The organism is Dyella nitratireducens, assembly GCF_014642835.1.
Lineage (GTDB): Bacteria > Pseudomonadota > Gammaproteobacteria > Xanthomonadales > Rhodanobacteraceae > Dyella_B > Dyella_B nitratireducens.
On the sequence record NZ_BMJA01000001.1, the window covers coordinates 1,572,888 to 1,597,493 of the forward strand.

General features: G+C 60.4%; 24 protein-coding genes. 8 read left to right on the forward strand and 16 right to left on the reverse strand.

The features are described 5' to 3' along the window. Nucleotides 1–3 precede the first annotated feature (3 nt). The 10 genes from IEX75_RS07175 to gspE form a co-directional block, all read right to left on the reverse strand. Complete coding sequence (locus IEX75_RS07175; RefSeq protein ID WP_188793539.1) at nt 4–726, reverse strand: general secretion pathway protein GspN; 723 nt, start codon at nt 724–726, stop codon at nt 4–6. Beyond that, the gene (gene gspM, locus IEX75_RS07180) at nt 723–1,382 is read right to left on the reverse strand and encodes a type II secretion system protein GspM (protein WP_188793540.1); all 660 of its coding nucleotides are present in this window, start codon (nt 1,380–1,382) and stop codon (nt 723–725) included. The genes IEX75_RS07175 and gspM overlap by 4 nt, the downstream gene beginning before the upstream one ends. After that, nucleotides 1,379–2,539 carry a PilN domain-containing protein gene (locus IEX75_RS07185; protein WP_188793541.1) on the reverse strand — a complete coding sequence of 387 codons (1,161 nt, stop codon included), beginning with the start codon at nt 2,537–2,539 and terminating at the stop codon, nt 1,379–1,381. Before IEX75_RS07185 ends, gspM begins: the two co-directional genes overlap by 4 nt. Next, nucleotides 2,536–3,414: a type II secretion system minor pseudopilin gene (locus IEX75_RS07190; protein ID WP_188793542.1), complete on the reverse strand. Its 879-nt coding sequence runs from the start codon at nt 3,412–3,414 to the stop codon at nt 2,536–2,538. Before IEX75_RS07190 ends, IEX75_RS07185 begins: the two co-directional genes overlap by 4 nt. After that, a complete protein-coding gene (locus IEX75_RS07195) occupies nt 3,411–4,184 on the reverse strand; it encodes a prepilin-type N-terminal cleavage/methylation domain-containing protein (protein WP_188793543.1) in 774 nt (257 codons plus the stop codon). Before IEX75_RS07195 ends, IEX75_RS07190 begins: the two co-directional genes overlap by 4 nt. Nucleotides 4,185–4,192: 8 nt before the next feature. After that, entirely contained in the window at nt 4,193–4,600 is a 408-nt protein-coding gene (locus IEX75_RS07200) for a type IV pilus modification PilV family protein (protein WP_229720684.1), read from the reverse strand. Continuing rightward, entirely contained in the window at nt 4,597–5,097 is a 501-nt protein-coding gene (locus IEX75_RS07205; protein WP_188793545.1) for a GspH/FimT family pseudopilin, read from the reverse strand. The genes IEX75_RS07200 and IEX75_RS07205 overlap by 4 nt, the downstream gene beginning before the upstream one ends. A 188-nt stretch (nt 5,098–5,285) precedes the next feature. Next, nucleotides 5,286–5,726, reverse strand: a complete 441-nt coding sequence (gene gspG / locus IEX75_RS07210; RefSeq protein WP_188793546.1) for a type II secretion system major pseudopilin GspG — start codon at nt 5,724–5,726, stop codon at nt 5,286–5,288. Nucleotides 5,727–5,786: 60 nt separating this feature from the next. Then, the gene (gene gspF, locus IEX75_RS07215; protein WP_188793547.1) at nt 5,787–7,004 is read right to left on the reverse strand and encodes a type II secretion system inner membrane protein GspF; all 1,218 of its coding nucleotides are present in this window, start codon (nt 7,002–7,004) and stop codon (nt 5,787–5,789) included. A 159-nt stretch (nt 7,005–7,163) separates the two neighbouring features. Beyond that, nucleotides 7,164–8,900 (reverse strand): type II secretion system ATPase GspE, encoded by a 1,737-nt coding sequence (gene gspE, locus IEX75_RS07220; RefSeq protein ID WP_188793548.1) that lies wholly within the window; start codon nt 8,898–8,900, stop codon nt 7,164–7,166. Nucleotides 8,901–9,114: 214 nt separating this feature from the next. On the opposite strand from gspE, the gene IEX75_RS07225 reads away from it, so the two are divergent. Continuing rightward, nucleotides 9,115–9,900 carry a TatD family hydrolase gene (locus IEX75_RS07225; RefSeq protein WP_188793549.1) on the forward strand — a complete coding sequence of 262 codons (786 nt, stop codon included), beginning with the start codon at nt 9,115–9,117 and terminating at the stop codon, nt 9,898–9,900. Nucleotides 9,901–9,975: 75 nt separating this feature from the next. On the opposite strand, the gene IEX75_RS07230 is transcribed toward IEX75_RS07225, so the two are convergent. From IEX75_RS07230 to IEX75_RS07240, 3 genes are all read right to left on the reverse strand, one after another. Further along, nucleotides 9,976–10,509 (reverse strand): pseudouridine synthase, encoded by a 534-nt coding sequence (locus tag IEX75_RS07230; RefSeq protein WP_188794371.1) that lies wholly within the window; start codon nt 10,507–10,509, stop codon nt 9,976–9,978. An 88-nt stretch (nt 10,510–10,597) separates the two neighbouring features. Next, a complete protein-coding gene (locus IEX75_RS07235) occupies nt 10,598–11,506 on the reverse strand; it encodes a class I SAM-dependent methyltransferase (RefSeq protein WP_188793550.1) in 909 nt (302 codons plus the stop codon). A gap of 205 nt (nt 11,507–11,711) precedes the next feature. Next, entirely contained in the window at nt 11,712–12,374 is a 663-nt protein-coding gene (locus IEX75_RS07240) for an NYN domain-containing protein (protein WP_188793551.1), read from the reverse strand. Between the two features lie 180 nt (nt 12,375–12,554). Between IEX75_RS07240 and IEX75_RS07245 the strand changes: the two genes are divergently transcribed. Then, the gene (locus IEX75_RS07245) at nt 12,555–13,400 is read left to right on the forward strand and encodes a TonB family protein (protein WP_188793552.1); all 846 of its coding nucleotides are present in this window, start codon (nt 12,555–12,557) and stop codon (nt 13,398–13,400) included. Between the two features lie 7 nt (nt 13,401–13,407). Here IEX75_RS07245 and IEX75_RS07250 read toward each other — a convergent pair whose 3' ends face one another. Continuing rightward, nucleotides 13,408–14,325 (reverse strand): LysR substrate-binding domain-containing protein, encoded by a 918-nt coding sequence (locus tag IEX75_RS07250; RefSeq protein WP_188793553.1) that lies wholly within the window; start codon nt 14,323–14,325, stop codon nt 13,408–13,410. 99 nt (nt 14,326–14,424) lie between these two features. Here IEX75_RS07250 and IEX75_RS07255 point away from each other — a divergent pair, with 99 nt between their 5' ends. Both IEX75_RS07255 and IEX75_RS07260 read left to right on the forward strand, forming a co-directional pair. Beyond that, a complete protein-coding gene (locus IEX75_RS07255) occupies nt 14,425–14,604 on the forward strand; it encodes a hypothetical protein (protein WP_188793554.1) in 180 nt (59 codons plus the stop codon). Nucleotides 14,605–14,688: 84 nt separating this feature from the next. Beyond that, nucleotides 14,689–15,639 (forward strand): aldo/keto reductase, encoded by a 951-nt coding sequence (locus tag IEX75_RS07260; RefSeq protein ID WP_188793555.1) that lies wholly within the window; start codon nt 14,689–14,691, stop codon nt 15,637–15,639. 572 nt (nt 15,640–16,211) lie between these two features. Here IEX75_RS07260 and IEX75_RS07265 read toward each other — a convergent pair. Together IEX75_RS07265 and IEX75_RS07270 are read right to left on the reverse strand one after the other, a co-directional pair. Further along, the gene (locus IEX75_RS07265; protein ID WP_188793556.1) at nt 16,212–17,231 is read right to left on the reverse strand and encodes a TraB/GumN family protein; all 1,020 of its coding nucleotides are present in this window, start codon (nt 17,229–17,231) and stop codon (nt 16,212–16,214) included. 117 nt (nt 17,232–17,348) lie between these two features. Further along, the gene (locus IEX75_RS07270) at nt 17,349–19,574 is read right to left on the reverse strand and encodes an NADP-dependent isocitrate dehydrogenase (RefSeq protein ID WP_188793557.1); all 2,226 of its coding nucleotides are present in this window, start codon (nt 19,572–19,574) and stop codon (nt 17,349–17,351) included. A gap of 306 nt (nt 19,575–19,880) precedes the next feature. Between IEX75_RS07270 and IEX75_RS07275 the strand changes: the two genes are divergently transcribed. The 4 genes from IEX75_RS07275 to IEX75_RS07290 all read left to right on the forward strand — a co-directional run bounded on the left by IEX75_RS07275 (nt 19,881) and on the right by IEX75_RS07290 (nt 24,318). After that, nucleotides 19,881–20,030 carry a hypothetical protein gene (locus IEX75_RS07275; RefSeq protein WP_188793558.1) on the forward strand — a complete coding sequence of 50 codons (150 nt, stop codon included), beginning with the start codon at nt 19,881–19,883 and terminating at the stop codon, nt 20,028–20,030. Between the two features lie 173 nt (nt 20,031–20,203). Continuing rightward, nucleotides 20,204–20,437, forward strand: a complete 234-nt coding sequence (locus tag IEX75_RS24300) for a TonB-dependent receptor domain-containing protein (protein ID WP_188793559.1) — start codon at nt 20,204–20,206, stop codon at nt 20,435–20,437. 97 nt (nt 20,438–20,534) lie between these two features. Continuing rightward, nucleotides 20,535–20,735: a hypothetical protein gene (locus tag IEX75_RS07285; protein ID WP_188793560.1), complete on the forward strand. Its 201-nt coding sequence runs from the start codon at nt 20,535–20,537 to the stop codon at nt 20,733–20,735. Between the two features lie 496 nt (nt 20,736–21,231). Continuing rightward, nucleotides 21,232–24,318: a TonB-dependent receptor plug domain-containing protein gene (locus tag IEX75_RS07290; RefSeq protein WP_188793561.1), complete on the forward strand. Its 3,087-nt coding sequence runs from the start codon at nt 21,232–21,234 to the stop codon at nt 24,316–24,318. Nucleotides 24,319–24,606: the final 288 nt, after the last annotated feature.

Consider the following 24,606-nt stretch of genomic DNA (forward strand, 5'->3'; position numbering starts at 1 on the left):
GTATCAGTGTTCTCCCTGATTCCCTTGTTGCTGTTGGGAACGCTGCTTAAGGATGGCGGCCCTGAGTTTCTGCAAGCGCTCCGCCTGCGCATTGTTGGGTGGCGGCGGTGGCGGTGGGGTCTGGCGCATCATCTCGCCATTTTGTGGTTGCGGTGTTCCCGGTCCTGGTCCTGGTGGCGGGTTCATCGGCACCGCGCCCTGCGGTGCATTGGACGTACCGGCCGGCTGATCTATAGGAGCGCCGGCAGGCAGCTTCAGTTCCGTGCGTCCGCTGGGCGAGGTGAAAATGGCCGAGCGAGGTAATACCTGGAGGAGCTTCCAGTTGCTATCGGGCAAAGTCGCGCCCTCGCGTACGCTGACCTGTTTGTCGTCGTCGCCCTTGCCGTTGACGGGGCCGAGCAGGGCCATGCGCAGCTTGGGCGTCAGAATGATGCCAGTGAGCTGCAGATCGCCCAGGCTTACCCCTTCGCTGCCGCCGCCCTGGGTGACGATCGGCTTGCGATCGGCGCTGAACAAGGGGTGGTCCCAGGTTTGCGCATAGCTCGGCAGCGGTGGCGGGGTAGGTAGCGGGACGGCGCGCGCGGCAGGCAGCGGCGGCACCGGGCGTGGAGAATCCCAGCTTACGCCGCGGCCTGCGCCGATCAGCAGCGATGCCAGTGCGATGCCAAGCACCGCGACGGCAACGCCAAAAACAGGGGTGAGACGACGCTGGGCGGCGGCATTCATTCGTCGTCCCCTCCGGCGGGTTGTTCCGTCGGCCCGGATGCATTGGACGGTGCACCGGATGTATTGGACGACCGCACGTAGCCGGCCAGCGTGAACTGCACTTCCAGCGGCGCGACATTCTTTTGCTGGTTCACCAGCGGATTGCGGTACACGCTGAAATCCTGCACGAACAAATACGGCTTGCTTTTCTCGAGCGTGTACAGCAATCCGACCAGCGGTTGCATGTCGCAATGAAGGCTGATGCTGACGACGACCTTCTGATAAGGGTCGTTCGATGTCGTGCCCGGATTGTTCACCGGCATCTTCTGGCTGACTTCGCAGCTGCCTTCTTGCGCAAACTTGGCAGCATCGTCCACCACACGCTGCATCAGCCCCGCAGAGGCCGCGTTGGGATCGTTCTCCGGCAGGAAGGTGCTGCTGTCGGTCTGGTTGTGGCCGAGCTCTTCGATGCGCTTGAGCAATTGCGGCTTTTCGGCAATGGCCGCGGCATAGCGGCCTTGCGTGTCGCGCAGGTCATCCATCTGGCTGTCGATGTCGCGTAGCGGCGCAACGAACCACCAATGCAGCAGCAGGAAATACGCAAGCACCAGCACGAGCACGAGCAAGCCGATTGCGGCAATGCGGCTTTCCGCCGGTTTCATGGTGCGCATCTTCATGGCTTGCCTCCCGCGCTGCTGCTCGCGGCGGGCTTGCCGGCGGAGGGTTTGTGCAGTTGCGCATCCATGAAGAAGCGTTCTTTGTTGGTGGCCGGATCGCGCTGGATCACGCCCTGGAAGTTCGCACCGGTAAGCAGCTTGCTGCCCTGCAGGACATCGATCAACGATGCCGCTTTCGCGCTCTGACCCTGGATGCCGACGCGGCCGGAACTATCGACCGTGAAGCGCTCCAGCCAGGTGTCGTCCGGAATGCGCGCCGTGAGGTCTTGCAGCACATCCACGACTGCCACGGAATCGGTCTTGCGCTTGGCCAGGAAGCCGGCGGCGCCGGTGCTGTCCTCTAATTGCTTGCGCAGCTGCGCAATCTTCTGCGCGTCGGCGCGCATGTCGTCGACCTGGCTTTGCATGGCAGCCAGCGCTTCCTGACGGTTGTGCAGGTATTGGCCAAGGCACCACACCAGCAGCAGCACCGCGGTGACGATAAGGGAAAGATTGAGCCGGCGGCGCGGATCGCGATGCGCACGCGCCATCTCCGGCGGCAGCAGGTTCACGCCGAGTCGTGCGTCGCCATTGCACAAATCCACGGCATCGATCGCAATGCCTGCATTGCGCAGATGTTCAAGCTTGGCATCGATCGCGCCGCGCGTGACCACCACGAGTTCAGCGGCGATGCGCCCGGCGGGTGCGGGGCCTGGCAGTTCGCGCAGGTCGTAATACACCTGGTCGACGCGGAACGGGGTTTGCCGATCCATTTCGAACGCGCCGATCTGGCGCAGGTTGTCGCGCGCGGCCTCGGGCAGCATCAGGCGCCGGCGCAACACGGCTTCTTGCGGCAAGCACAACGCCAGGCGTAGATCCTGACGATCAACATCAGCTACGGCGGTATTCAACAGGGCTTGCTGCTCGGGCGCATCCAGCGTATCGCTCCACGGCGCCGACGTTTGCGGCTGGCCGCTGCGGCGCACAGACCACTCGCCATCGTGATGATGCAACAGGCACCACACGTTGCCGCCGCTGAAAAACGTCTGCCAGCGTGCGGGCAGCAGCGTGCGCAACTCGCCCCACCACCAGGTGAAAAAGGCCGGCAACGGCGAGCCGCGCCATGCACGGCGTGCACGTTCAAGCTGCGGTCGCAGTGTCTGCGTAGCGGAATTCACTCCCCATCTCCCTCTTGCCAGCGCAGCACCGCAAAAGCCTGCGAACCGGGCCGATATCCTTGCAAGCGTACCGTGACACGCAAAATCGCGCGCGTGCCGTCGGCGAGCTCGGCCTCTGAACGAATACTATGCGTGATGCCATTGTTGGCGACCAGCCCCGCGGCGGCGTTGGCACCTGCCGAAGAAGTTGGACGCGCGGCGATGATCGCTGCGGCATGTTGCAGATCCATGCCAGGAACCGAAGCCAGTGCGAGCAGCGGCGCCGTATTCGGGTCGGGACTGGCGCGGCCGGACCAAATCGTGACGTAGGGCGCAATGTTTGCGTAGATATCGGGCGTGACGCCAAGCACCATTTGCAGCTCTTCCACGCTGGCAAACGGACCGTTACGCGGACCGTAGTCGCGGCCGGCCGCCGTGTAAGCCGCCTTGCGCTGAGCGATCTGTTGCGGCGAAATCGGAAAGCTGCGCCAATCCACGATGGCCTGCGTAATCTCGCTGGCATGCGGGGCATCGACGCCTGCGTTCTGGAACAGGCGGGTAAGCACATCGGGCGACGCGGCATTCAGATCCACCTTGCCGCTTTCCGAGGTGACCGACACGCCGACCTTGGCATGCTCGAATTCGAACGGATAGACACGGCCATCGCCGATCCAACGATCGTTGACGTTGGGTGCCTGCAACGCATAGATCGCACGCATCACACCAGCCTCCGCGGCGTAATGCGCTTGTGCCTGCTGGAATTGATAGCTCGACTGCAAACCTTCCGTGTGCGCGAGCACCGCGTAGCCGCCGAGCAGGATGGCGAGCAAGGTGCATGCCCACATCACCAGCAGCAGGGCCACGCCACGTTGGTGTTTACCAAGCGTGCGCGTCATGGCCCGACTCCCGGCCCTCGCAAACCGCGCAGCAAGTTGCCCGGTCCCTGCATCGCTGCTGCATTGACGCGCAAGGGCACGCTCAACATCGGCCACGGACGATCCTGGTCGAGCGCCAGTTTGATCGTGACCAGGTTCGGCATGGTGGCGGGAGCATTCCAATCGCCCTGCCAATCCATCGGCTGGCCTTGCTGATTCAGGCCGCGATAGCTGAAGCTGCCGTCGATCACGCCATCCAGCAATACCTGCGGCTCGCCCACCGGCTTTGGCGCGCTACCGTCCGGCGGAAGTACGGCAAGACTCGCCACCAACTGCTTGCCGTGCTCACCGTTGACCAGTTTCAGCTCAATGAGCTGCGGCCCCATACGGCCGAGATAGCCCGGCAGCGGCGCGACGAAACGCATGCTGTCGCCGCTGCCGACGAAGAAGATGCCGTTGCCGTCGTTGTCATGACCCATCGGCTGCGCCATCGCCTGCGCGAGTTCGCGGCCCAGGAACTGTTGCGCGGAGCGTATTTCATCGAGTTGCTCGATCTTCACCGAACCGGCCTGCACGGTGTGCGTGGCTGAGCGCACGCCGGAATACACGCCGAGCAGCAGAAGCGCGAGCAAGGCCATGGCGCCGAGGACTTCGAGCAGGGTGAAGCCCTTGGCGGAACTTGCGAAACGTGCGTAGGTTGGGGTGCAAACCCCAACATCGATATGTATGCGTGCATAGGAAGGTTGGGGTTTGCACCCCAACCTACGTGCTTCACGGCGATGCTGGCGCATGAAGTGTGTCATTGCGCGTTGCTGCCAATTCGCAGCGTACTGAAATGCGCGGTGTGCTCGAACGGCGCCGAACCCCACATCACGTCAAGATCGAGCTTGTACATCCGGAAGGCATAGGGCGTAGTCGGCGGCGCTGAGTTCGGTACCGTCCACGGTGTCACCTGCAAGCGCCAGCGATAGCGATTGTCGAAATTCCCCTGCGTCACACCGGGCTGCAACGGCTCCAACACGAAGCGCGTATCAAGCGCCGAGCGAGCCCATAGCGCTGCTTGCGTATAGTCGGATGCTTTCTGCGTGAGCCGGATCGAACCACCCGCCACCTCCATCAACGCGCCGAAGGCGATCGCCAACAGCATGATGGCGGCAATCACTTCCAGCAGGCTGAAACCGTGTGCATGGCGAAGCGAATGATTCACGTGTGCTTCGCCGTATCGAAAATAGTGATGGCGCCCGTGAGCCACGATACGTTGACGTGCCATTCGCGCTGACCGCTGCGCAAAGTGATACGCCCGCCGGTGGAGCTGCCATCCGGAAAGAAACGAATACGTGCGATTTGACCGCTGGATTGGTCGCTGGCCGCGCTGGTGACCGAAAGCTCCAAGCCTTTCGGCAAGCGTATGTCGCGCTTGTCCGCACCACGATAGGTGCCGCCGCTGGTATCCACTTCGAACACGCTCTGTTGCGCGTGCACGATGGCCTGCGTACGCGTAGCACGCAGCGATGCGGCAAGCTCACCCGCCGCCGCATTGATACGTGCGCTGGCCAAGCCGTGCGACACCGAGATGGATACCGCTACGGCGGCGATACCGATGAGAATGATGACGGCGAGCATTTCAAGCAGCGTGAAACCGCGCGTGCTGTTTGCTCTCGTCGCCCCGGCGAACGCCGGGGCCCAGCGCCTTGATGGCCCCATAAAGTCGCCAGGTCCCGGCGTTCGCCGGGGCGACGAGGCTAGGGCTTTTCCGCAAGCTTGCCGGGGATCGGCACCAAAGCTCGCCTTGAAACTCATGAAAACATGCTTCGAACCGCTCTTATCGCAAGAGCGGCTCTTCACCCTAACCTTTCCCCGGTTGGAGAAAAGGAATCGGGCGCGTACATCTATCACTGCCAATTCCCCACATCCGCGTCATAGCCCTCCCCACCAGGCTTGCCATCGCGTCCGTAGAAAATCAGGTCGTAGTTGCCGTGCTCACCCGGATACTTGTAGCCAAAGTCGTGGCCCCACGGATCCTTGAGCTGCGACGGCTTGACGTACGGCCCCTGCCAGTTGGTGGCGTTGGAGGGCTTGCTGACCAGATCCGGCAACTGCGCAGGCGGCGAACCGTTGTCCAGGGAGTAGGCGTCGATGGCCTGGCTCAGGGTGGTGAGCTGGGCTTTGCCGGCGCCGTATTTGCCCTTGTCCACGCTGCTGCCAACCTGGCGTACCACGATCGCACCGACGATGCCGATCAGCACGATCACGGCCAGCATTTCCAGCAACGTAAAACCCGCGCTGCGATGGGGGTGGCGAAGCTGCCGGGTCCGTGGATATCTGTACTGCATAGGTTGGTTTCTCCGTATCGAAGCGTGAAATAAAAAGCTATGAAAGTCGGACAACGGCGATCATTGGATGTTGCTGGTGAGACTGAGCAGCGGCAGCAGGATGGCCGCCATGATGATGGCCACAAAGAAGGTCATCACGATGGTAAGCGTGGGCACCAGCGCGGCCAGCAGGCGATCGATGGAGCGCCGGCTTTCCAGCTCGAACGTGTCGGCGACTTTCAGCAGCATGGTGTCGAGCTGCCCGGCCTCCTCGCCCACCTGCACCATCTGGATCGCCAGGCGAGGGAAGCGCTGCGATTGACCTAGCGCAAGGCTCAGGCCATTACCGCCTTTCACCATGTCGGTGGCCTGCACCAGCGATTCATCCAGCGCGCGATTGGACGTCACCATGCGCGCAATGCTCAAAGCAGAAAGCAGTGGCACACCGTTTTTCACCAAAGTGCCCAACGTGCGCGCGAGACGTGCGGTTTCCACCTTCAACACCAGCGGACCGACCAGGCGCATCTTCAACAGACGCTCGTGCCATGCCAGGCGCAGCGCCGGATCGCGCATGCGCGAACGCCACAGCATGAAGCCCCCGATGACGATCACCAGAATCAGCCACCACCAGTTCTGCATCGTCGTACCCAGCGCAAGTACGGCGCGGGTAATCCAGGGAATCGGCACCTGCATGTCCTGGAAAATCGGCACGAACTGCGGCACGACGTAGGTGAGCAGCAACAGCAGCGAGCCAAACACGCCGACCATCAGGAACGCCGGGTAGATCAGCGCATTGATGATGCTGCCGCGCAGCTCCTGCGTGCGTTCCAGGTAATCGGCCAGACGGCGCAGCGTATCTTCCAGCGAACCACCGACTTCACCCGCGCGCACCAGCGCGATATAGAGCTTGGGGAAGACGCCGTGCTCCTCATCCATCGCTTGCGACAACGGCGTACCGCCGCGCACACGATCGCGCACGCGTTCGATCAATTTTTTGGCGTGCTCGCCTTCGGGCAGATCCATCAGAATGCCGAGCGCGCGATCCAGCGGCTGCCCTGCGCCAAGCAAGGTGGCCAGCTGATGCGTGAATTGCGCCAATTGGTCGCCGCTGAACGGACCGCGCTTGAACAGGCCGGCAAATCCGCTGCTGGCACCCTCCGCATTGGCGGGCTTGGCCTCCAGCGGCGTGTGGCCCTGATCCTGCAGGCGCACGATCACTTCATCAAGGCTTGCGGCCTCCATCTGTCCTTGCACGATTTCGCCGGAGGCACTGATGGCGCGGTAACGGAACTGGCTCATAAACCAGTCTCCTCCCCCTGCATGCAGGGGGAGGTTGGGAGGGGGTTGCGCGAGCTTGCGGCGATACACGAATTCACGGCAAAAGTGGGGACTTCACCCCACCCCGACCCGCCCCTACTGCACGTAGACGAGGGAGTAAATCGTGGAAGTTTGCAGCACCTAACCCTCCTGCGTAACACGCAACACCTCCTCGATGGTGGTGATGCCCGCTACAGCTTTGGCGATGCCGTCCTCGTACATCGTGCGCATACCTTCGGCGCGTGCCTGGCGTTCGATTTCACTGGCATCGGCACGCTGCATCACCAGGCGGCGCAGAGCATCGCTCATCACCAGAAACTCCATGATGGCGCGACGGCCACGGTAACCGGTGGGATTGGACGCGCTGCTGCCTGGTTTCCACAAGCGAATCGGTCGCTCGTTGGTGTATTTCTCCAACTCGAATTCTTTGATGACTTCCGGTGGCGGCTCGTAGGGGGTGGCGGTTTCCGGATCGAGCCGGCGCACCAGGCGCTGCGCGAGAATGCCGTTGACGGTGGAGCCGAGCAGGTAATCCTCCACCCCCATGTCGAGCAGGCGTGTGACGCCGCCCGATGCGCTGTTGGTGTGCAAGGTGGACAGCACCAAGTGGCCGGTCAGCGCGGACTGGATGGCGATGCGGCAGGTTTCCAGGTCGCGCATTTCGCCGATCATGATCACGTCCGGATCCTGGCGCATGATCGAGCGCAACGCGTTGGCGAAGTCCAGGCCGATCTGCGGCTTCACCTGGATCTGGTTGATGCCTTCGAGCTGGTATTCCACCGGGTCTTCCACGGTGATGATCTTCACGCCCGGCGTGTTGATCTTCGACAGCGCGGTGTAGAGCGTGGTGGTTTTACCCGAACCAGTCGGACCAGTAACGAGCAGGATGCCGTGCGGACGCTCCAACACGTCGATGAAACGCTGCTGAAAACTGTCGGTAAAGCCCAGCGATGCGAAATCGAACACCACCGTTTCGCGATCGAGAATACGCATCACCACCGACTCGCCGAAGCTGGTCGGCACGGTGGATACGCGCAGGTCCAATTCTTTACCTTGCACGCGCAACTGGATGCGTCCGTCCTGTGGCAGGCGGCGCTCGGCAATATTGAGCTTGGCCATGATCTTCACGCGGCTGATCACCGCCGCGGTGGAGCTGGAAGGCGGTGCTTCCACTTCGTGCAATACACCGTCGATGCGGTAACGCACTTTCAAACGATTCTCGAACGGCTCGATGTGCACGTCCGATGCGCGTTGCTCGACCGCGCGCTGCAGGATCAGGTTCACCAGGCGGATCACCGGCGCTTCGGACGCCAGATCGCGCAAGTGCTCCACGTCTTCCTCTTCCGAGCTACTGCCGTCGAGGTTCTCCACGATGGTGCCCATCGCAGAACGGCCCTGGCCGTAATAGCGCTCGATCAGATCATCGATTTCCGAGCGGATGCCGATGCACAGCGATACCGGCTTGCCCGACGCGAGTTGCACGGCGTGCAGCGGATAGGAGTCGGCAGGATCGGCAACGATCAGCGCGATGCCGTCCTCGCCTGCACGCACCGGCACCACGTGCTGCTGCTTGAGAAAACGGATGGATACATCCAGGTCGGCCGGCGGCATGTCCGGTGCGTCGCGCGCCGCCAGGAGCGGTGCATGCAGGCGCTCGGCCCAGGCTTCGGCCAGGTCGCGTTCGGATACCAGGCCCAACCGGGCGAGCAAAGCAGTAAGCGTACCCTCGGGAGCCTCCTCGTGCAGGCGTTTGGCACGTGCCAAATCGTTATCCTTCAAGCGCCCACGCGCGACCAGCAGCGCGCATACGGCTGCTTCGTGGTCTTCTTCCGTGGCTTGGATCGTCCCGAGAGACGCCGGCTTCAAGGCTGCCGACATGGTTCCACCCCGTTAGGTTTTACTCTTAAGTGTCATCGCCTGCCCACGTCCCCAACACGTCGAAAGGCGAATCCCATTGGTAACACATCCCCGAAGGGGCTGGCGAGCCTAACTTCACGACAGCGTTCACGTGCTAAGAGACTGTGAAGACGCATGCGACGGCGTGGATCAGGCCGTTCATGGATGAGACAATCGAAGTTTTGAAGGGTTCGCCATGCAGCTCGTCGATATCGGTGCCAACCTCACCCACGAATCTTTCCGGCATGACTTCGATACCGTGCTGCAGCGCGCACTGACGCATGGGGTGATTCAAATGGTGGTCACCGGTGCGTCACACAGCGGTAGTGATCACGCACTGGAACTGGCCCGACGACATCCGGGTGTGCTGTATGCCACCGCAGGTGTGCATCCGCATCATGCAGTTGATTACAGTGATTTGACTGATGCGCACCTGCGCGAACTGGCGCACATGCCGGAAGTGCGTGCGGTGGGCGAAACCGGATTGGACTACAACCGCAATTACTCGCCGCGGGACGTGCAGTTGGACGTATTCGAGCGTCAGCTGCAGATTGCCGCCGATGTCGGCAAGCCGCTGTTTCTCCACCAGCGTGATGCGCATCACGATTTCCTGGCCCTACTCAAGCGCTACCGCGACAAGGTGCCGGCCGCGGTGGTGCATTGCTTTACGGATACTCGCGAAGCGCTCCGCGACTATCTCGCACTGGATTGCCACATCGGCATCACGGGCTGGATCTGCGACGAACGGCGCGGCACGCACTTGCGCGAGTTCGTGCGCGAGATTCCAGCCAATCGCCTGCTGATTGAAACGGACGCGCCCTATCTATTGCCGCGCACGGTGCGCCCGCAGCCGAGTCATCGGCGCAATGAGCCGATGTATCTGAAGCATATCTGCGAGGAGATTGCCCGGGATCGCGGTGAGTCGGCGGAAGATACCGCGGCGAATAGCACAGCGGCGGCGCGGGCATTCTTCCGCCTTTGATGTTGGTAGGTTGGGGTGCAAACCCCAACATCGTCGTATACATGTGGATGGCAACGTTGGGGTTTGCACCCCAACCTACGAAAGCACGCGTATTTCGCCGGGCACCAATCCATCCAACGCGTAATCGCCAATCTTCACCCGTATCAACCGCAACGTCGGAAAGCCTACCGCAGCCGTCATCCTGCGCACCTGACGATTGCGTCCCTCACGTAACGTGATCGACAGCCAACTGGTGGGAATACTTTTGCGGAAGCGCACCGGCGGATCGCGCGGCCACAACCATGCCGGCTCTTGCGCATGCTCGGCCACGGCCGGCAAGGTCGGGCCGTCGTTCAACACGACGCCACGGCGCAACGCCTGCACTGCTTCATCGCTAAGCGCACCGTCCACCTGCACGAGATACGTTTTCGGCTGCTTATGTTTGGGGTCGGTAAGACGATGCGCCAGCGCGCCATCGTCCGTCAGCAGCAACAGACCTTCGCTGTCGTGATCCAGGCGACCGGCGGGATAGATATCTTTCTGTCGCACGTAATCGGCCAACGTCGGACGGCCATCGCTGGCGGTGAACTGGCACAGCACACCGTACGGCTTATTCAGTGCAATGAGCATGGTGTACGGAGTGTCGTCGGCTGGGATGACCATCCCAGCTTTGCTCATAGGTTTCCGATGCTGGGATGGTCATCCCAGCCGACTCGCTTCAATGACTGGCTGTGCTGTTCGAGGCAGGCGTTGCCGGCGCCTTGTTGACGCCGGTTTTTACGAACCGCAGCGTCATGCGGTCGGATTCGCCAATAGCCAGATACTTGTCGCGGTCTTTATCACCCAGGGTCAACGTCGGCGGCAGCGTCCACACGCCTTTGGGATAGTTCTTGGTGTCCTTGGGATTGGCGTTGATCTCGCTCTGCCCATCCAGCTTGAAGCCGGCGTCGGTGGCGAGCTTGATCACGTAGTCGGTGGGCAGATAACCGCTCTCCTTCACCGAGTCCAGTGTCGCGCCCGGGGCGGCGCGATGATCCACCACACCCAGCGTGCCACCGGTCTTCAGCACGGCATAGAACGCCTTGAACGTAGCCTCGGCATTGCCCGCCATCGTCCAGTTGTGCACGTTGCGGAAGGTCAGCACCATGTCCGCCGAACCCGGCGGGCCGAACACCGGCGCCTTGGGATTGAAGATGACGATGCCGGCCTTGCCGTATTCGGCGGGGTCGGCCTTGAACTTGGTGCGCAGCGCATCGGCGTCCTGCTTGTCCTCACCACTCTTGCCGCCGGATACCGCAGCGACGTAGTGGCCGTTGTCGCGCAGCAGCGGCGCCAGGATCTCGGTATACCAGCCGCCGCCAGGGGTGATTTCGATCACCGTCTTGTCCGGCTGCAGGCCAAAGAACTGCAGGGTGGCCTTGGGGTGGCGGTAGACGTCACGCGCCTTGTTGTGCTCGGAACGCCAGGAGCCCGCCAGCACGGCATCGAGCTGGCCCGAGGTGAAATCGCTGGCGCTGGTCGGCGGCACCAGGTCGCCGGCGGGCTGATCCTGCGCCGCTTGCTGTGCGTGGGCCACGCCGGCGAACAACAGGGCAACAGACAATCCGAAGGCGAACCGGGTCTTCATGACGACTCCTCAATTAGCGTTGCGCGGCAAGCCTGCCGCAATCCCCGTACAGCGAGCGTGGACATTTTACGATTAGTTTACGAATCGCGCACTGTCTGGTGTGTGCGGGCCGCCTGCAGGATGGTTGCCCATGCCCATGGCTGCGTCATCCCCGCAAAGGGGGATGCGTGACGGCCTCAGCCTACAGCCGCAGCGTTACACCATCTTAAAAGGGTCGCGGACACACCGACTGCAGGCCATCGATGTGCTCATGCAGATCGGGTGCAATGCCCTGCCACATCGGATCGAGAATGAAATCGATGCCTTCGTAACGAGCCAACTTCGCCGCCGGAATGAAATCGGCGTCACCCGCCACCAGGACAATCTGATCCACCTGTTTCTTGTAGGACAGCGCGGCGATGTCGATGCCGATTTTCATGTCGACCTGGGTCTGGCGCATGTCCGGCTCGAAGTGCTCGTCGGTGAGCTCGTCCCAGTACAACGATTCGTCGCGCAGTTGCTGATAGGCCTGATGCCTGAGCTTCCACTCGCCGCGGTCGGTGAGCCGGCCCAAGCGCAGCGCCATCTTGCGCTGGCGGCGCAGTTGGTCGTGCAGATCGCGGCGGAAGGCTGCGGCGCCGGTGCGCGAATAATCGATGCTTTCGCCGCTGATCGGCTTGATCAGCACTTTTTCCAGCGGCGGGCAGTCGTAGAAGAAGATGCGGTAAAGCGCTTCGCGTGGACGGTCCAGCGCCTTGAGATGTTCCAGTGCCATGCCGAACAGTGTTTTGGCGACGGTGCGTGCGTCATTGGCATCGCGATCGCCCCACACTTTGCGGTAGCGGGCAAGAAAGAAAGCGCCGTCGACGAGGATGGCGGTGCTTGGCATAGGGAATCCTTATGAGTGCCACGAGAACGGGATGTATGGCCGATCGATAATGTTCGGCGATCGCCAGTTTACGGCATGTGTAAGGATCACGTAACCATTCGCCAGGTTATTGGCTTGTCTTGAAAGGCCACCAGGCATTTGGCCGGCTATACTCGATCGCAACTTGCAAGGGGATGGCAGATGAAACGATGGATGACAGTAGTGCTGTGCATGCTGATGGCCTATGTCGCATCGGCCCATGCCGGCGATGTACGCAAGACCGCCGAAGCGACCATGCTGGTGACGGGATCGATCGAAGTCATGCCGGATGGCACCGTTCACGATTACAGCATCGATCGCCCTGAAAAGATTCCGCCGTTGGTCCTCGACCTGATTAAAAACAACGTACCGAACTGGAAATTTCGGCGCGATGATCATCTGGAAGCGATCTTCAAGGCCAAGATGAATCTGCGCATCGTTGCCAAGCGTGTCGATGACCAGCACGACTCGATTACCATCTCCAGCGCCAGCTTCGGCGATGCCGACGCCGCGCACACAGACCAGGTTTCCGCGAAAAACCCGCGCCTTCCTCATTACCCGCTCGATGCCATCAAGGCCCGAGTGAGCGGCACGGTATTCCTGTCCATGCGCGTTGGAAGAACAGGCCAGGTCGAAAACATCGCCATAGAACAAGTAAATTTGAATATGTACGGTAACGACGCGCAAATGCGTCATTACCGTGAAGTACTAGGCGATGCGGCGCTCGATGCACTCAAGACCTGGACGTTCAATCTGCCCACGACAGGCAAGCACGTCACGGATCCCTATTGGGATGTGCGCATGCCCGTCGCATTCGACCTCAACGTCCTTGGCCAATCCGCCGAAGACACTTATGGCAAGTGGAAAACCTATATCCCTGGTCCGCGCGAATCGATTCCATGGGCGAAGAGCAGCAAGCTCTCTTCGTCGTCCGATGCCATTCCCGAAGGGAGCGTCTCGCAAGTCGATCAACCGCTGCAACTGATGACTGCGCTCGATGGCGCCTGACCGATCGCTAAGCCGCAGCCTCATCCCGCTGCGGCTGCGGCATCTCACGACAGTACGCATCAGCCTCTTCATGCAACCACGCCCGGAACGTCGCCATGCCGCGATGATCTTCCGAGCGCGGCGGATATACGAGGTGATACGCCTCGGGCACCGGCAGGTAGCGATCGCCCAGCACCACCAACCGGCCCGCGTCGATCCATGACTTGGTCGTGACCATGCGTCCAAGCGCTACGCCCAGACCTTCCAGCGCAGCTTGGCGCAACGCATCGATCGTATCCACGTGTGCGATGTAGCGGTGCGGCGGCTCGCCGCCGTAGTGCGCAAACCAATCCATCCAGCGATTGGCGCGATTGGGATCGCCGATCAGCGGCCATTGCGTGAGATCCAGCGGATCGGCGCCGGCCATGCGCTCGACCAGCGAGGGTGCCGCCACCGGTGCGATCCATTCGCCGAACAGATACTCGCTACGCAAACCTTCCCACTCACCCTTGCCATAACGCACGGCGGCATCGACCGCTTCGCGCTCGAAGTTCACCAGCAAGTTGGTGGATTGCAGATTGAGTTCCAGCTCCGGATGCGCGGCCAGCAGCCGCGGCAAACGTGGCATCAGCCAGCTGGAAATGATCCCCGGGCTGGCACTCAGCGTGAGCGCATCATGGCGACGCACGCGGTAGCGTGACAGCGCATGTTCGATACCGTCGAAATGCTCGCCGACTGCTTCGAGCAGACTGCAGCCTTCCACCGTCAAGGTGACGCCGCGCGGACCACGTTCGAACAGGCGGCGCTCCAGGCGCTCCTCCAACTGGCGCATCTGATGGCTCAATGCGCTCACCGTGAGGTTCGCCTGCTCGGCAGCGCGCGAGAGATTGCCCAATCGCGCCACCTGCACGAATTGCTGCAAAAGACTGAGCGGTACCCGGCTCATGTTGAACGCCTCTCAACCCTGGCTTGTGAATATATCGCTTTTTCTTGTGGACTCACCCCATTACCTTGCGCCTATCCATTCGATCAGGAATCCGCTGCCATGCGTTCGCCATGGGTCGATTTGCTGTTCCTTCACGGCCATATCACTCCATCCAATCTGAGCTGGCACGTCGATGCGCCGCCTGGCGACTGCAAGACCAGACCCGCAGCCATCGACGTGGACGTGGCGCAGCTCCCACTGCCTGCCCAGCCGCGCGACAACGCTCCCTGCTGTGCTTGATTAACGCGCGCCCGCACCCAACTCGGCAGAGATTGCACGCCGCCGCAAGGCGGACGGTTTGTCTCTCTGCCGAGGATCGTTTTCATGCAACTGCGCCAACTGGGCCGTTCCACGCTTTCCGTCGCTCCGCTTGCCCTGGGCGGCAACGTGTTCGGATGGAGTACCGATGAGCAACGTTCGTTCGATGTGCTCGATGCGTTCGTCGATGCCGGCCTCAATCTGATCGATACCGCCGATGTGTATTCAGCGTGGGTGCCGGGCAACCGCGGCGGCGAGTCGGAAACCATCATCGGCAAGTGGCTCAAGCGCAGCGGCAAGCGCGACAAGGTGCTGATCGCCACCAAGGTTGCCAAATGGGTAGAGCATCGCGGCCTGTCGCCTATGAACATTCGCGAAGCGGTCGAAGGTTCGTTGCAGCGCCTGCAGACCGATCATATCGACCTGTACCAGGCACACGAAGACGATGCCACTGTGCCGCTTAGCGAGACCCTGGGCGCCTTCGCCAAGCTGATCGAGGAGGGCAAGGTGCGCGTGATCGGTGCTTCCAATTATGGCGCCGATCGTTTTGCCGAAGCCTTGAAGATTTCCAGTGAGCACAGGCTTCCGCGCTACGAAAGCTTGCAACCCGAATACAACCTGGTCAGCCGCGCCGGCTACGAGCGGGAACTGGAGCCGCTGATTCGCCAGGAGAACATCGGCGTGATCAACTACTACGCGCTGGCCAGCGGCTTCCTTAGCGGCAAATATCGCAGCGACGCTGATCTTGCGAAGAGCAAGGCGCGCGGCGGCGCCGTGAAGAAGTACCTCACGCCGCAAGGTTTGAAAGTGCTGGCTGCGCTGGATGAAGTCGCTGCTGCACACAAGGCGACCCCATCTCAAGTTGCATTGGCGTGGCAGATAGCGCGTCCTGGCGTTACGGCACCCATTGTCAGTGCCACATCGGTGGCGCAATGGGAAGAACTTGCTGGCGCAGTGCAGCTTTCGCTGACGGCGCAGGAAATCGCCAGCTTGAATGACGCCAGCGCGAACTATTGAGCACCGCCTTCACAGCTTGGGGTGCAAACCCTGAGATATCCCCACGTTTTTTGCGTTGTCCAAGCGAAAAAGTGGGAGTTCAGGTCAATGTTGTTTCAGAGCGAACCGTCATTCCGGCGAAGGCCCACTGCTGTCCGGGGAAATTTTGCGAAAAAAGTAACGAGCACTTGAGGGACAACACGTTTGCATGATTCGCGCAGCAAGCGACTTAAAAAAGCCTGCTCAACGCGATATCCACGAGTGAACCGGAAACGGCCCCCTCCCCTGCGTGCAGGGGAGGGTTGGGGTGGGGTAAGGCGGGCGAAGCTCGCTTCCCGCTACGCGGAAATGAGCGTGAGACATCAACGGAACCTCTCGCGAGGTTGCTTCACCCCACCCCAACCCTCCCCTACTACACGTAGGGGAGGGGGCGATCCGGCAAGCTAAAAGTTTCCCGGACAGCAGTGCGCCTTCGCCGGAATGACGACTGGCTTCGAAACAAACTTCATGCAAACCCGGGACTTCTCCGGCATAACGAGCAAAAAACGCGGGGATATCTCAGGGTGCAAACACCAATCTGTGAATCCGCCGTGTTACTCGGGCGCTTCGACGGTATACCCGCGCGCCTGCAACTGCGCCAGATAGCCATCCGACGCCAGCACCTGCTCCATCGGCAGCACGGCAAAGGTTTGCGTGTTGTTCGCCAGCGCAGCTTCCGCCGCCTGCAGCCATGCCTGCTCCATGCGCTTGGGAAGGTCGTGCAAACCCAACTGTTCGGCGAACTCCGCATTGATCACCGCGATCAGACAGGATTGATAGCGGTCGTTCACGGTAAAGCCGCGCAACGCTTGGATATCACCGGTCGACCAGGCATTGGCGCGCTGGGTCAGGCTGCCCATATCGTTCTGCACCGTATCCAGCGTCTGGTTGAAACAACTGATGTCGTGCAGATTGGTCTGCTTGATGGCATCCAGTGCTGCGCGCGGATGCTCCACCACCAGCTTGTATGTCACCGGCACCCGTTTCACGCCGTGCTTATCGGCCAGATTGAACACCAGCTGGTTGATGTCGTTGCGCTGCGTGAGGCCTGCCTTATCCAACGCTTTCCTGTACAGCTTCAACGCCACCAGGATCGGCCGCCAGGATTCAACGCTGCGATCATTGCCAAAATATTCGGGCTTCACGGTCTCCCAGCGCGCATACATTTGCGGCGGCAGAATCTGCTGCAGCGTGGCACCACCTGGATTCTTGCGCGCGCTGTAAACCGACGGCATCAGCAACAGCTTGCCGAAGAAGCCGACATCCGCTTTGACCTCGGCCTTGGGCGCCTCCAACACCTCCTGCGAGTGCGCCAAAGTGTCCTCCACCTCCGTGGAATGCCACTCCATGCCCCTGGGCAAAGGCGTCAAGGTACCGAGCACCCACATCACGTGGTCGCCCTTGCTTACTTTCCACAGGCCTGGGCCGGGTTGCTCGCCGGTGACGGTCACCGCGGGCAGTACCGTGGTATTGGCATGTGAAGCCGCACTGCCGGACGAAGCAGGCGTTGATTGAGGCGACGCTTGCGCCGCCACAACGAAAGCCAGGCACCCGACTGCCAAGGAAACACGCATGGTGAGAGTTCCCGCATTGATCATCCGCGGCGATTCTAATGCTTCATCGCGTCGGACTATGTTTCAGGTGCCCTATGAAAAAGGGGCCCGAAGGCCCCTTCCCATATCAAGCATGACTTAGAGCGCCGCCAGCGCCTGATTGAACGTCTCACTCGGCCGCATCGCCTTGCTCACCAGCGCGAGATCCGGGTGGTAGTAGCCATGGATATCCACCGCGTTACCCTGCGCTCCGTTGAGTTCGCCAACGATCTTGGCTTCGTTCTCGGTCAACGCCTTCGCCAGCGGTGCGAACTTTGCCTTGAGCGCAGCATCATCGTTCTGCTCGGCCAAGGCCTGTGCCCAGTACAGCGCAAGGTAGAAATGGCTGCCGCGATTGTCGAGCTCGCCGACTTTGCGTGCCGGTGACTTGTTGTTGTCGAGGAACTTGCCGTTGGCCTGGTCCAGCGTCTTGGCGAGCACACCGGCCGCCTTGTTGTGGTAACGGTTGCTGAGGTGTTCCAGCGACGCGGCCATGGCCAGGAATTCGCCCAGCGAATCCCAGCGCAGGCAATTCTCTTCCAGGAACTGCTGCACGTGCTTGGGTGCGGAACCGCCGGCACCGGTTTCGAACAGTCCGCCACCCGCCATCAACGGCACGATGGAGAGCATCTTCGCACTGGTGCCCAGTTCCATGATCGGGAACAGGTCGGTGAGGTAATCGCGCAGCACGTTGCCGGTCACCGAGATGGTGTCCTGGCCCTTGCGGATGCGTTCCAGCGAGAACTTGGTGGCATCCACCGGCGCGAGCGTGCGGATGTCCAGGCCGCTGAGGTCGTGATCCTTGAGGTAGCGCTCCACCTTCTTGATCAGCTGTGCATCGTGCGCGCGATTCGCATCCAGCCAGAACACGGCCGGCGTGTTGCTGAGGCGTGCGCGGGTCACGGCGAGCTTCACCCAGTCCTGGACCGGCGCATCCTTGGTCTGGCACATGCGCCAGATGTCGCCGGCTTCCACGTTGTGCTCCAGCAACACCTTGCCATTCGCATCGGTGACGCGCACCACGCCGTCACCGGCGATCTGGAAGGTCTTGTCGTGCGAACCGTATTCTTCCGCCGCCTGCGCCATCAGGCCCACGTTGGGCACGCTGCCCATGGTGGTGGGATCGTAGGCGCCATGCGCCTTGCAGTCCTCGATCACGGCCTGGTACACGCCGGCGTAGCTGCGATCCGGAATCACCGCCTTGGTATCCTGCAGCTTGCCTTCGGCATTCCACATCTTGCCGGAGTCGCGGATCATCGCCGGCATCGAGGCGTCGATGATCACGTCGCTGGGTACGTGCAGGTTGGTGATGCCCTTGTCGGAGTTCACCATCGCCATGTGCGGACGCTTGGTGTATTCGGCGTCCACGTCCGCCTTGATCTCGGCCTGCTTGTCGGCCGGCAGCGAACCCATGCGTGCGTACAGATCGCCGATGCCGTTGTTCGGATTGAAGCCGATGCTCTTGAGCGTGTCGGCGTGCTTGGCGAGCACGTCCTTGTAGAACTCGGTGACCACCTGGCCGAACATGATGGGGTCGGAGACCTTCATCATCGTGGCCTTCAGATGCAGGGAGAACAGCACGCCCTGCTTCTTGGCGTCTTCAATCTGCGCATCGATGAAACTGGCGAGCGCCTTCTTGCTCATGAGGGCGGCGTCGATGATCTCGCCGGCCGTGAGGCTGGTCTTTTCCTTCAGGACCGTCGTGCTGCCGTCCTTGCCCACCCACTCGATCTTGGCCACCGTGGCCTGCTCGAGCATGGTGGATTTTTCGCTGCCGTAGAAATCGCCGCCGCTCATGTGCGCCACGTGCGTGTTCGAATCCGCGCTCCACGCGCCCATCTTGTGCGGATGCTTGCGCGCGTAGTTTTTCACCGAGAGCGGGGCGCGGCGGTCGGAGTTGCCCTCGCGCAGCACCGGATTCACCGCACTGCCTTTCACCTTGTCGTAGCGGGCGCGGATATTCCAGTCGCTCACATCCTTGGGCTCTTCCGGATAATCGGGCAAGGCATAGCCCTGGGACTGCAATTCCTTGATCGCCGCCTTAAGCTGCGGCATCGAGGCGCTGATGTTCGGCAGCTTGATGATGTTGGCCTCCGGCGTGGTGGCCAGCTGGCCCAGCTCGGTGAGGTCGTCGGAGACTTTCTGGCCGTCTTTCAGCGTGTCCGAGAACTGCGCCAGGATGCGGCCCGCCAGCGAAATATCGCGCGTCTCCACCTCGATGCCCGCCGTGGCGGTATACGCCTTGATGATGGGCAGTAGGGACTGGGTGGCAAGGTACGGGGCTTCATCCGTCAGCGTGTAAATGATCTTCGGCGTCTGGGACATGGGTCGGGCAACCTCTCTGGCTACGGCGTAGTGCGTAAGGGGAAACGCCGCAAAGCCAGGACGGGACATGCGGCGCGCCCCACGCTAGTGGCGTCGGATCCGCCGAAATCAACCATGGTGGTGATGGCCAGATCCATGAAAGTCGCCCATTGTCGCGTTTTCCTGGTGCTTGCGGAAGCGCGAGCGCCATCCTCAATGACCGGTATCTGTGCCTCACTAAGACCAGCCGGATTGCCGCGGGGATCTCACACGCACAATCCGCTTGCCACTACCATTCGCCACCTTCATGCCCGCAGAGGATTCCGCATGGCAGGACTGAGCCAACGCATCGTCGATTACATCGCCGAACTGACGCCGCTGTACACCTTTCAGTTTGCCGATGGTCACGACTGCGCGCTGTCGCTGACGGACGGCACGTTATACGTTATATATGCCGGTCGACGAATCGGATCATGAAATGGAAGAAGGCTGGGTGGCTGTGCTTTGGCAAGGCGATGCACGCAAACGTTCGGAGCTGCCAGGCCCGCTGCTTGCGTACCAAGCTGCATTGCGTTGCGCGGAATTGCGGGGTGTGGGGCGTCCGCTTTCCGAAGTAGCGGCGTACCGGGAGATCTTGCTCGCGCGCTTGAATGCTATTTGCGGCGACCTTCCACAGGTCGAAACGATCATGCGTTCTGATAAATAATCCAAGCCCAAATCTGAAGCCGGAAACATCCAGGAGCTATACCTTCGGTTTCGTGTACAGCCCGAATTGGCTGACCGGCTTCAACATCAACGCGAACTACTACCGCATCCGCGTGGACAACGTCATCACTCTGCCAGCGGCGAACAGCATCCTCACCAACTGCTACGTATTAGGTTAAACCGACCAGTGCAACCCATTCCGGCGCAATGCCGCTGGTCAGGTCATCAACCTGCTGCAGGCGGTGACCAACGACGGAGGAGGGTTTTCTTTGCCGCATGAACCAGCTCACCGCGCACGCTCAGGGTGGCGAAAAACTGCCGTGGCAAGTTTCCATGCATCGCGCGACGTTGCTGGCGCGCTTACGGAAAATCCGCGGCAACCTTCCGCATGTGGAAAACATGCCGTGTTCCCTAGAAGTAATTCAGAATGCGCAACGCATTCATAATTTTTCGGAACTCAATGTTGTTTATATATAAGACGTCAGTTTTTATGCGCGCGCGCTTTTATGTGCACTCATCCCTGCGTTCTGAAAGCTCGTATATGTGCCATTTATGATGCCGCGCCGCAAACTGACGCATAACTGACAAATTACTGCGCACATCAATTTCGCGCAGCCGCACGAAGCATTGCGGCATGCACTGCCCATCTGTTAACAAGCAGGCCATTTTTTTGAAAAAAAGCCTGAAATTGGCGCTCGATTTCCTATGCGGACGCGGGTATGTGGCTAATCATGCATTGATCTGCGAGTGCACCGTTGATGCAAAACTTACGCACAAATTTGCGAACGTTTTTCCATTCGCAATAACACGCGCATTACGAAGGCTATATGCCGACAACACAATTTTCATCTAAGCTCGAATAGCCAAGCGTGCGGGAACCCCACTCCATTGCAGCTTAGCGGGGAAAGTCGAATACAGGCGAGGAGACGCCTGCATGAACTGGGTTCACTCATAACGACAAGGGGATTTAAACGTGAAACTGCAACATCAAAACATCGCATTGGCGATACGCATCGCTTTGGTATTGGGAAGCGGCACACTGGCAACCGTGGCTGCCGCACAAGACAACGCTACGCCACCGCCGGCAACCACAGGCCAGGCGACGCAGGGCAACACGCCGCAGTCATCGACCGCAACGCCGCAACAGAACAATTCGAAAACCTTGCAAACCGTTACGGTCACCGGCTCGCTGATTCGCAGCGTGGACGTGGAGACGGCACAGCCAGTCACTGCGATCACGCATGAAGCGCTGCAGCAACAAGGTTTCGTCAGCGTCGGCCAGATCCTGCAGAACGTTCCTTCGGTAGGCTCTTCCGGCACCAGCACCCAAAGCTCATTGGGCGGCATCGTCGGCCAATACGCCAGCTTGCGCGGCCTGGGCGCGCCCCGCACGTTGATCCTGGTTGACGGCGAGCGCTACACCACTGACATTTTCGGCCAGACCGACCTCAGCACAATCCCCAGTTCGCTGATCGACAGCGTGGATATTTTGCAGGACGGTGCATCGTCGATTTATGGCTCGGACGCCATTGCCGGTGTGATCAACATCCACACCAAAAATGTAAACGGCCTGTATCTCGATACGTACAACAGCACTTACTCCCCCGGTAACTACGGCAAGCAAAGCCAGTTCAGCCTGACCGGTGGTCATAAATTCTCGCGTGGTTCGTTCACCTTCAATATATCGATTCAGAACCTGAATCAGATCATGGCGAACCAGACTTGGTTTAGCAAAAACGGTTACTTCAGCTTTCCAGAGTATCCACAGTCCGTACAGGCATCCAACTACGGCACGATTCTGGGTGCCACGGGTCCGGCCGGCTCAGCCTATACCTTCCCGCTGACGGTCAACGCGGGCCAGAACGGCCAGAACATCGCCAACTACCACCCCAACACGTTTGGCGTGATCTATCCCACGCCCTATTACAGCAACGACTACGCGAATCAGGCGGCGTACGAAACGCTGATCCCGAACAACCGCTTGAAGTCGTACACGCTGAAGGGTGACTACAAGATCACCGACAACATCAAGGCCGTATTCACCGGGACCTATAACAGCAACGACGCCACCGATTACATCGGCGGCTATCCGCTGAGTTCGTTGACGCCAGCCAATGGCGCGAACCTGGCCAAGGCGCTCGGTTTGCCTGCAGGCAGTCTTGGTGCTGCATGGTTCCCGATGCTCTCGCCAAACAGTTACTACAACCCGCTCCCGGGCAACACCTTGGCGTTCAGTCTGCCGCTGTATGAACCCAATCGCTACACGGTCAACAACATCAAGCAGTACGGGTTCCGTACGGGCCTGGAGGGCGAGTTCACGCTGGGCGAGAACGAGTTCAACTGGAACGCGGGCTACAGTCTCTATCGCTACATCCAGGATATGGGTGGCCCAGGCAACCTGAACCTGGTGCATTTGTACAACGCCATTGGACCATCCTTCCTGGCTTCCAACGGCCAGGTTGAATGCGGCACGCCCACCAACGTGATCGCTGGCTGCGTACCGCTCAATCCATTCTCCGGTTCGGGCGGACTGACACCGGCCGAGCTCAATTACCTCAACTACAACTACTTCACGCACTCCTGGAGCCAGACGCGCAACATCGAGGCCAATTTGAGCGGCGACATGTTCACCTTGCCGCAATCGATAGGCGCCGGTGATGTGACCTTCGCCGTAGGCGGCGATCACCGCGATATCTCCGGTGGCGTCACCCCGGACTTCTATACGCAGCAAGGCATCAACACGAACCTGCAGCAGAATCCGGGCCGTGGTTCGTATGGCATCAACGAAGCGTATGCCGAAATCAACATTCCCCTGCTGAAGGATCTGCCGGGCGCGCAGCTTCTGAATTTCGACGTGTCGCATCGCTTCTCGCACTACAGCAACTTCGGCGATACCAACAACAACTCCTACAAGCTCTCCTGGCAGCCGATCACCGACTTGCTGGTCCGCGCCAGCTACGGCACCGGCTTCCGTGCACCGTCGATTTCCAATTTGTATGGCGGCACCATGCAGAGCTTCACGAATTACACGGATCCTTGCGACATCAACTTCGGCTTGACCGCCAATCCGGTGGTGGCGCAACGCTGCCTCAACGGCTTTGCCGGCCTGCCCGCCGTCGGTCCAGGCTTCACTCAGCTCACCACAACCGGCGTGCCGGTAACCGGACCGAACACCACCAGCACCACGCCTTACTACACCGGCGCCAACGCGGCGCTCAAGCCTGAGACCTCCAAGAACTACACCGCGGGCATCGTGTACAGCCCAAGCTGGCTGACGGGCTTCAACGTCACATTGGATGCGTACCGTATCCGTGTCGACAACATCATCACCCTGCCGTCTGCCGACAGCATCCTGAGCAACTGTTACCTGCTGGGCGAGACACAGCAGTGCTCGCAATTCCAGCGCTCGGCGACGAACGGCCAGGTCATCAACTTGCTGCAGGCGCTGGTCAACGAAGGCTTCGTGGATGAGCGTGGCACCGACGTGACGTTGAGCTACCTGTTCCCCGATACACCTGTCGGCAAGTTCAAGATCGACACCAGCGGTACGTATATCAGTTCGCTGAAAGAACAGGCAGTCACCGGTGGTCCGGTGGTCGGCTACAACGTCGGCACATACGATCCGATCCTTGGCCCGGTATGGCGCTTCCGCGACACCACCAACATCAACTGGTCGTGGGGCAACTTCGGTGCGACGTGGACCGTCCGCTACTTCTCGGCATTGAAGGAACCTTGCCGTCCGGACGCTACAAACCTGCAAGAGTACTTCCCCTGCAACAATCCGAACTCTTATGTGCAGGGTCAGCTCGGCGCGTATCGCCAGGGCGCATTGGCCTTCAACGATCTGCAGTTCAGCTGGAAGGCGCCGTGGCATGGCCAGATCTCCGTGGGTGCCACCAACGTCTTCAATCGTCGCGCGCCGCTCAGCTACAACGGCACGTTCAGCGTGATCGGTCCGTTGGGCCCAACCGGTACGGACGGCTATTCGCAGTTCCCGTACAACCCGCAGTATGACTTCGCTCGCGTGGTGTATCTGAAATACGAACAGAAGTTGTTCTAAGACAAGACGCTTTGGACAGTGTCTGAGCAAGCCCCTCTCTTACAGGAGAGGGGCTTTTTTATGACTGATGAACCAATAAGCGCCCTTACGCGCACGTCACGCTGCGCAGCGCCCACCGAAATAATCACCAAAATCTGTAAGCCGCCAATCTGCGCAAAATCCCTCATGCACAAGCTCTTCTATAGCCTGCAGAACTCGCGTGAAACCTGCGAATAATTGCGAACGCATTTTTATGCGCGGCAATTTATTCACATCGTCTTATCGCATCGTCACGCCGCCTACATGACC

Bases quoted from the DNA above. Each gene is read 5' to 3' on its own strand.
- IEX75_RS07265 (WP_188793556.1), bottom strand. From the start codon at position 17,231: ATGCGTGTTTCCTTGGCAGTCGGGTGCCTGGCTTTCGTTGTGGCGGCG.
- IEX75_RS07270 (WP_188793557.1), bottom strand. From the start codon at position 19,574: ATGTCCCAGACGCCGAAGATCATTTACACGCTGACGGATGAAGCCCCG.
- IEX75_RS07245 (WP_188793552.1), top strand. From the start codon at position 12,555: ATGAAACGATGGATGACAGTAGTGCTGTGCATGCTGATGGCCTATGTC.
- gspF (WP_188793547.1), bottom strand. From the start codon at position 7,004: ATGAGCCAGTTCCGTTACCGCGCCATCAGTGCCTCCGGCGAAATCGTG.
- IEX75_RS07240 (WP_188793551.1), bottom strand. From the start codon at position 12,374: ATGCCAAGCACCGCCATCCTCGTCGACGGCGCTTTCTTTCTTGCCCGC.
- IEX75_RS07235 (WP_188793550.1), bottom strand. From the start codon at position 11,506: ATGAAGACCCGGTTCGCCTTCGGATTGTCTGTTGCCCTGTTGTTCGCC.
- IEX75_RS07195 (WP_188793543.1), bottom strand. From the start codon at position 4,184: ATGCGCCAGCATCGCCGTGAAGCACGTAGGTTGGGGTGCAAACCCCAA.
- gspE (WP_188793548.1), bottom strand. From the start codon at position 8,900: ATGTCGGCAGCCTTGAAGCCGGCGTCTCTCGGGACGATCCAAGCCACG.
- IEX75_RS07190 (WP_188793542.1), bottom strand. From the start codon at position 3,414: ATGACGCGCACGCTTGGTAAACACCAACGTGGCGTGGCCCTGCTGCTG.
- IEX75_RS07255 (WP_188793554.1), top strand. From the start codon at position 14,425: ATGCGTTCGCCATGGGTCGATTTGCTGTTCCTTCACGGCCATATCACT.
- IEX75_RS07275 (WP_188793558.1), top strand. From the start codon at position 19,881: ATGGCAGGACTGAGCCAACGCATCGTCGATTACATCGCCGAACTGACG.
- IEX75_RS07230 (WP_188794371.1), bottom strand. From the start codon at position 10,509: ATGCTCATTGCACTGAATAAGCCGTACGGTGTGCTGTGCCAGTTCACC.
- IEX75_RS07205 (WP_188793545.1), bottom strand. From the start codon at position 5,097: ATGGGGCCATCAAGGCGCTGGGCCCCGGCGTTCGCCGGGGCGACGAGA.
- IEX75_RS07225 (WP_188793549.1), top strand. From the start codon at position 9,115: ATGCAGCTCGTCGATATCGGTGCCAACCTCACCCACGAATCTTTCCGG.
- IEX75_RS07175 (WP_188793539.1), bottom strand. From the start codon at position 726: ATGAATGCCGCCGCCCAGCGTCGTCTCACCCCTGTTTTTGGCGTTGCC.
- gspG (WP_188793546.1), bottom strand. From the start codon at position 5,726: ATGCAGTACAGATATCCACGGACCCGGCAGCTTCGCCACCCCCATCGC.
- IEX75_RS07260 (WP_188793555.1), top strand. From the start codon at position 14,689: ATGCAACTGCGCCAACTGGGCCGTTCCACGCTTTCCGTCGCTCCGCTT.
- IEX75_RS07250 (WP_188793553.1), bottom strand. From the start codon at position 14,325: ATGAGCCGGGTACCGCTCAGTCTTTTGCAGCAATTCGTGCAGGTGGCG.
- IEX75_RS07285 (WP_188793560.1), top strand. From the start codon at position 20,535: ATGAACCAGCTCACCGCGCACGCTCAGGGTGGCGAAAAACTGCCGTGG.
- gspM (WP_188793540.1), bottom strand. From the start codon at position 1,382: ATGAAGATGCGCACCATGAAACCGGCGGAAAGCCGCATTGCCGCAATC.
- IEX75_RS24300 (WP_188793559.1), top strand. From the start codon at position 20,204: ATGCTATTTGCGGCGACCTTCCACAGGTCGAAACGATCATGCGTTCTG.